Raw genomic sequence first — 6,084 nt, 5'->3', positions numbered from 1 at the left:
GACGAGATCGCCGATTCCCGCCTGGCCATGGGCTGGAGCCACGAGCCCTTCGTCATCCCTGACGAGGTGTACAAGCCCTGGCGCTCGGCGGGCCGCAAGGGCGCCAAGACCCGCCGCGCCTGGGAAAAGACCCTGGCCGCCTCGCCCCTGAAGGACGAATTCGTCCGCGCCATGGCCGGCGACCTGCCGCAGAACGCCTTCGAGCGGCTGGACGCCTATCTGGCCGAACTGCCGGCGGCCAAGCCCGCCAACGCCACCCGCGTCCATTCCGGCTCGGCCCTGGAACAGCTTGTGCCCGCCGTGCCGGAAATGGTCGGCGGCTCGGCCGACCTCACCGGCTCCAACAACACCTTCGTCAAGGGCACGCCGGCCTTTGACGCGCCGGACTATGCCGGCCGCTATGTCCATTACGGCATCCGCGAGCACGGCATGGCCGCGGCCATGAACGGCATGGCCCTGCATGGGGGCGTCATCCCCTATTCCGGCACCTTCCTGGTCTTCTCCGACTACAGCCGGCCCGCCATCCGCCTGGGCGCCCTGATGGGGACCCGGGTCATCCACGTGATGACCCACGACTCCATCGGCCTGGGCGAGGACGGCCCCACCCACCAGCCGGTGGAGCATCTGGCCTCCCTGAGGGCCATGCCGAACCTGAACGTCTATCGTCCGGCCGATGCGGTGGAGGCCGCCGAGTGCTGGAAGCTGGCGCTCTCCACCAAGACCACCCCTTCGATCATGGCCCTGTCGCGCCAGAAGGTCCCGGCCGTGCGCCTGGAAGCGGCCGCTGAAAATCTGTCGGCCCGCGGCGCCTATGAGCTGCGCGCCGCCGAAGGCGGGGAGGCGCAGGCCACCGTGTTCGCCACCGGCACCGAGGTGGCCGTGGCCGTGGCGGCCCGCGACCTGCTGCAGGCCCAGGGCGTGCCCACCCGCGTGGTGTCGGTCCCCTGCTGGGAGCTGTTCGAAGCCCAGGCCCCCGACTACAAGACCCGCGTCATCGGCCAGGCCAAGGTCCGCGCCGCGGTGGAGGCCGCCGTGCGCCTGGGCTGGGAGCGGTTCATCGGCGAGGACGGGGTCTTCGTGGGCATGGACAGCTTCGGCGCCAGCGCCCCCTATGACCGGCTCTATCAGGAATTCGGCATCACCGCCGAGGCCCTGGCCGCCGCCGTCAAGGCGAAGCTGTAACGTCATGCGCCTGGGCACGCCGCTGGCGCCGAGCGCCGTCAAGGTGATGCTGCTGGGCTCGGGCGAGCTCGGCAAGGAAGTGGTCATCGAGCTGCAGCGCCTGGGCTGCGAGGTGATCGCCGTGGATCGCTACGCCGACGCGCCGGCCATGCAGGTGGCCCACCGCAGCCATGTGGTCGCCATGACCGACGCTGCGGCCCTGCGCGCCCTGGTGGAGGCCGAGCGCCCCCATCTGATCGTGCCGGAGATCGAGGCGATCGCCACGGACGAGCTGGCGCGGATCGAGGCTGACGGCCTGGCGCGCGTCATCCCCACGGCGCGGGCCACCCAGCTGACCATGAACCGCGAGGGCATTCGCCGACTGGCCGCCGAGGACCTGGGCCTGCCCACCTCGCCCTACGCCTTCGCCTCCAGCGCGGCGGAGCTGGCGCAGGGCGCGGCCCAGGTGGGCTATCCCTGCTTCGTCAAGCCGGTCATGTCCTCCTCCGGCAAGGGCCAGTCCTATGTGGAGGACGCCTCAGGCCTCGCCGCGGCCTGGCGCTACGCCCTGGAGGGCGGCCGGGTGGAACAGGCTCGCGTCATCGTCGAGGGTCGTATCGATTTCGACTTCGAGATCACCCTGCTCACCGTCCGCGCCCGCGGCCGGGACGGCGAGATCGCCACCAGCTTCTGCGCCCCCATCGGCCACCGCCAGGTGCGCGGCGACTATGTGGAGAGCTGGCAGCCCCAGGCCATGAGCCCGGCGGCGCTGGCCCGCGCCCGCGACATCGCCGCCAAGGTCACCGACGCCCTGGGCGGCCTGGGCCTCTTTGGCGTGGAGCTGTTCGTCAGGGGCGACGAGGTCTGGTTCTCCGAGGTCAGCCCGCGCCCGCATGACACCGGCCTGGTGACCCTGGCCACCCAGGTCCAGAGCGAATTCGCCCTGCACGCCCGCGCCATTCTGGGCCTGCCCGTGGACGTGACCCACCGCGAGCCGGGCGCAAGCGCAGTGATCTATGGCGGCATGGAGGCCCGCGGCGTGGCCTTCGAGGGCGTGGCCGAGGCGCTGGCCGTGCCGGGCGCCGATCTGCGCCTGTTCGGCAAGCCCGAAGCCTTCGAGCGCCGGCGCATGGGTGTGGCGCTCGCCCGCGCCGAAAGCGTCGAGACCGCCCGCGCCCGCGCCCTGGAGGCGGCCGGCAAGGTGCGCGTGGTCGCCGTCGAATAGGCCGGTGACCGAGGTCCGGTTCGCACTGCGGAGCGCGGGCTGATCAACCTTTATCGACCTGGATGACCGGGTGATTCACCGCTTCCTCAGGCCCTGAGCCGGCGTGCCTGTCACTTTCGCCCCGCCTTGCGCCGGATCGGGTTCACTAAGCCTTGACTTGCGCGCGCGCGCCCGCACAAAACCCCCGCAATTCAATCGGAAAACGCCGTCCGCCGGCCCCAAGCCCGTCAGGAGAACCTCACCATGACCGTTCGCGTCGCCATCAACGGTTTCGGCCGCATCGGCCGGCTCGTCCTGCGCTCGATCATCGAGCATGGCCGCACGGACATCGAGGTTGTGGCGATCAACGACCTGGGCCCGGTGGAGACCAACGCCCACCTGCTGCGCTATGACAGCGTGCATGGCCGCTTCCCCGGCGAGGTCAAGGTCGACGGCGACTCCATCGACGTGGGTCGCGGCAAGATCAAGGTCACGGCGATCCGCAATCCGGGCGAGCTGCCGCACAAGGACCTGGGCGTGGACATCGCCCTGGAATGCACCGGCATCTTCACCTCCAAGGACAAGGCCAGCGCCCACCTGGACGCCGGCGCCAAGCGCGTTCTGGTGTCTGCGCCGTGCGACAACGCCGACAAGACCATCGTCTATGGCGTCAACCACGGGACCCTGACGAAGGATGACCTGGTGGTCTCCAACGCGTCCTGCACCACCAACTGCCTGGCGCCGATCGCCAAGGTGATCCACGATCTGTGCGGCATCGAGCGCGGCTACATGACCACGATCCATGCCTATACCGGCGACCAGCCGACCCTGGACACCATGCACAAGGACCTCTACCGCGCCCGCGCGGCGGCCATGTCCATGATCCCCACCTCCACCGGCGCGGCCAAGGCCGTGGGCCTGGTGCTGCCGGAACTGGCGGGCAAGCTGGACGGCTCGTCCATCCGCGTGCCGACCCCCAATGTCTCGGTCGTGGATCTGAAGTTCGTTCCCGGCCGCTCGGTGACCAAGGACGAGATCAATGCGGCCCTGCAGGCCGCCGCCGACGGCGCCATGAAGGGCGTGCTGGCCACCTCCAACGACCCGCTGGTGTCCATCGACCTGAACCATGTGGCCGCCTCGTCCACCGCGGCCCTGCCCCAGACCCAGGTCATCGAAGGCCAGCTCGGCCGGGTGCTGTCCTGGTATGACAACGAGTGGGGCTTCTCCACCCGGATGAGCGACACCGCCATCGCCATGGCCAAGCTCATCTAGAGCCACGCCGCCCCCGAGCGCTCCGACCTCGGGCCTTGGCGGCCCGGGGACGGAGCCCGCATTTCCGCCCCCTCGGACGCCAAGGCCCATGACCTTCAAGACCCTCGACGACGCCGATCTGGCCGGCAAGCGCGCCCTGGTGCGCGTGGACATCAATGTGCCCATGGCCGACGGCCAGGTCACCGACGACACCCGCCTCCAGGCCGCCCGACCCACGGTGGAGCGTCTGCGGGCCGGAGGCGCGCGGGTGATCCTGCTGGCCCACTTCGACCGTCCCAAGGGCAAGCGCGTCCCGGAAATGAGCCTGGCTCAGGTGGCCGGGCCCCTGTCGCGGGTGCTGGGCGTCCCGGTGGCCTTCGCCGAGGACTGCGTGGGCCAGACGGCCGCCGAGGCCGTGGCGAACCTCGCCGACGGGCAGGTCCTCCTGCTGGAGAATGTCCGCTTCCATCCGGGGGAGGAAAAGAACGACCCGGAATTCGCCAAGGCCCTGGCCGCCCTGGGCGACCTCTATGTCAATGACGCCTTTTCCGCCGCCCACCGGGCGCACGCCTCCACCGAAGGACTGGCCCGCCAGCTGCCGGCCTATGCGGGCGAGCAGATGCGCCGGGAGCTGGACGCCCTGGACGCCGCCCTGGGCCAGCCGAAGCGCCCGGTCCTGGGGATCGTGGGGGGCTCCAAGGTCTCCACCAAGCTCGACCTCTTGAACAATCTGGTGGGCAAGCTCGATGCGCTGGCCATCGGCGGGGGCATGGCCAACACCTTCCTCGCCGCCCAGGGGGTGGATGTGGGCGGCTCGCTCTGCGAGCACGATCTGGGGGACACCGCCCGCGAGATCATGGCCGCGGCCAAGGCCTCGGGCTGCGAGCTCCTGCTGCCCATCGATGTGGTGACCGCCGTGGAGGTGGCGCCCGGCGCGGCCTCCAAGGTGCAGGGGCTGGAGGGCCTGGGGCCTGACGACAAGATCCTGGACGCCGGCCCGCAGACGCTGGCCCGTCTCATCACCGCCATGGATGGGGCGCAAACTCTGATCTGGAACGGTCCGCTGGGCGTTTTCGAGGTGCCGCCCTTCGACAAGGCGACCGTGGCGGCGGCAAAACACGCCGCCTTACGGGCGAAATCCGGTCAACTGGTGGCTGTGGCCGGCGGGGGTGATACGGTGGCGGCCCTGAACGTGGCGGGATGCGCCGAGGACTTCACCTTCGTTTCGACGGCGGGCGGCGCGTTCCTTGAATGGATGGAAGGCAAGACCCTGCCCGGCGTGGCGGCTCTGAGCCAGTAAGACACATAAAGACGACGAAGAACGGACGGATAAGGCGATGGCGCGGATTACCCTGAGACAGCTTCTCGATCATGCCGCCGAGCACGGCTACGGCGTGCCGGCCTACAATATCAACAATATGGAGCAGGGCCTGGCGATCATGGAGGCCGCCGATGCGGTCAATGCGCCGGTCATCATCCAGGCGAGCCGGGGCGCGCGCTCCTACGCCAACGACATCGTGCTGAAGCACCTGATCGACGCCCTGGCGGAGATGTATCCGCACATCCCGATCTGCATGCACCAGGACCACGGGAACAACGAGGCGACCTGCGCCACGGCCATCCAGTTCGGCTTCACCTCGGTGATGATGGACGGCTCGCTCATGGCCGACGCCAAGACCCCGGCCGACTACGACTACAACGTCAAGGTGACCCGCAACGTGGTGGACATGGCCCACTGGGTCGGCGCCAGCGTCGAAGGCGAACTGGGCGTGCTGGGCAGCCTGGAAACCGGCATGGGCGAGAAGGAGGACGGTCACGGCTTCGAGGGCAAGCTCGGCCATGACCAGCTGCTCACCGATCCCGACCAGGCCGTGGAGTTCGTGAAGGCCACCGAGGTGGACGCCCTGGCCATCGCCATGGGCACCAGCCATGGCGCCTACAAGTTCACCCGCAAGCCGGACGGGGACGTCCTGGCCATGAACGTCATCGAGGAAATCCATCGCCGCCTGCCCAACACCCACCTGGTGATGCACGGCTCCTCCTCGGTGCCGCAGGAGCTGCAGGACATCATCAACCAGTACGGCGGCGAGATGCCCCAGACCTGGGGCGTGCCGGTGGAAGAAATCCAGCGCGGCATCAAGCACGGCGTGCGCAAGATCAACATCGACACCGACAACCGCATGGCCATGACCGGCGCCATCCGCAAGGTGTTCGCCGAGAACCCGTCGGAGTTCGACCCGCGCAAGTATCTGAAGCCTGCCATGGAGGCCATGCGCGCGGTCTGCCGCCAGCGCTTCGAAGAGTTCGGCACCGCCGGCTGGGCCGACAAGATCAGGCCCCTGCCCCTGTCGGCCATGGCCAAGCGCTACGCCTCGGGCGAGCTTTCGCCCAAGATCGGCGTCAGCCGCCAGGCCGCCGAATAGGGCGACCGGGACGACCAGACGAGAAAAGCCCCGGCGGTCGATCCG

General features: G+C 69.3%; 5 protein-coding genes. All 5 read left to right on the top strand.

The genetic code is table 11. The features are described from left to right. On the top strand, window positions 1–1,182 hold a 1,182-nt coding region (locus V7D28_RS03915; RefSeq protein ID WP_333586054.1), incomplete at its 5' end, for a transketolase-like TK C-terminal-containing protein. A gap of 4 nt (window positions 1,183–1,186) precedes the next feature. After that, complete coding sequence (purT, locus tag V7D28_RS03910; RefSeq protein ID WP_333586053.1) at window positions 1,187–2,386, top strand: formate-dependent phosphoribosylglycinamide formyltransferase; 1,200 nt, start codon at window positions 1,187–1,189, stop codon at window positions 2,384–2,386. A gap of 243 nt (window positions 2,387–2,629) precedes the next feature. After that, window positions 2,630–3,637 carry a type I glyceraldehyde-3-phosphate dehydrogenase gene (gene gap / locus V7D28_RS03905; protein ID WP_333586052.1) on the top strand — a complete coding sequence of 336 codons (1,008 nt, stop codon included), beginning with the start codon at window positions 2,630–2,632 and terminating at the stop codon, window positions 3,635–3,637. An 88-nt stretch (window positions 3,638–3,725) separates the two neighbouring features. Then, window positions 3,726–4,916, top strand: coding sequence for a phosphoglycerate kinase (locus V7D28_RS03900; RefSeq protein ID WP_333586051.1), 1,191 nt, complete (start codon window positions 3,726–3,728; stop codon window positions 4,914–4,916). 37 nt (window positions 4,917–4,953) lie between these two features. Further along, the gene (gene fba, locus V7D28_RS03895) at window positions 4,954–6,039 is read left to right on the top strand and encodes a class II fructose-bisphosphate aldolase (RefSeq protein ID WP_333586050.1); all 1,086 of its coding nucleotides are present in this window, start codon (window positions 4,954–4,956) and stop codon (window positions 6,037–6,039) included. Window positions 6,040–6,084: the final 45 nt, after the last annotated feature.

Source organism: Phenylobacterium sp. (genome assembly GCF_036723115.1).
In the GTDB taxonomy this organism is placed as follows: Bacteria; Pseudomonadota; Alphaproteobacteria; order Caulobacterales; family Caulobacteraceae; genus Phenylobacterium.
Note: the sequence above shows the minus strand (reverse complement) of the source record. Positions and strands in the feature narration are given on the sequence as shown.

Coding starts and splice junctions, on each gene's coding strand:
- purT (WP_333586053.1), top strand. CDS start 1,187: ATGCGCCTGGGCACGCCGCTGGCGCCGAGCGCCGTCAAGGTGATGCTG.
- gap (WP_333586052.1), top strand. CDS start 2,630: ATGACCGTTCGCGTCGCCATCAACGGTTTCGGCCGCATCGGCCGGCTC.
- V7D28_RS03900 (WP_333586051.1), top strand. CDS start 3,726: ATGACCTTCAAGACCCTCGACGACGCCGATCTGGCCGGCAAGCGCGCC.
- fba (WP_333586050.1), top strand. CDS start 4,954: ATGGCGCGGATTACCCTGAGACAGCTTCTCGATCATGCCGCCGAGCAC.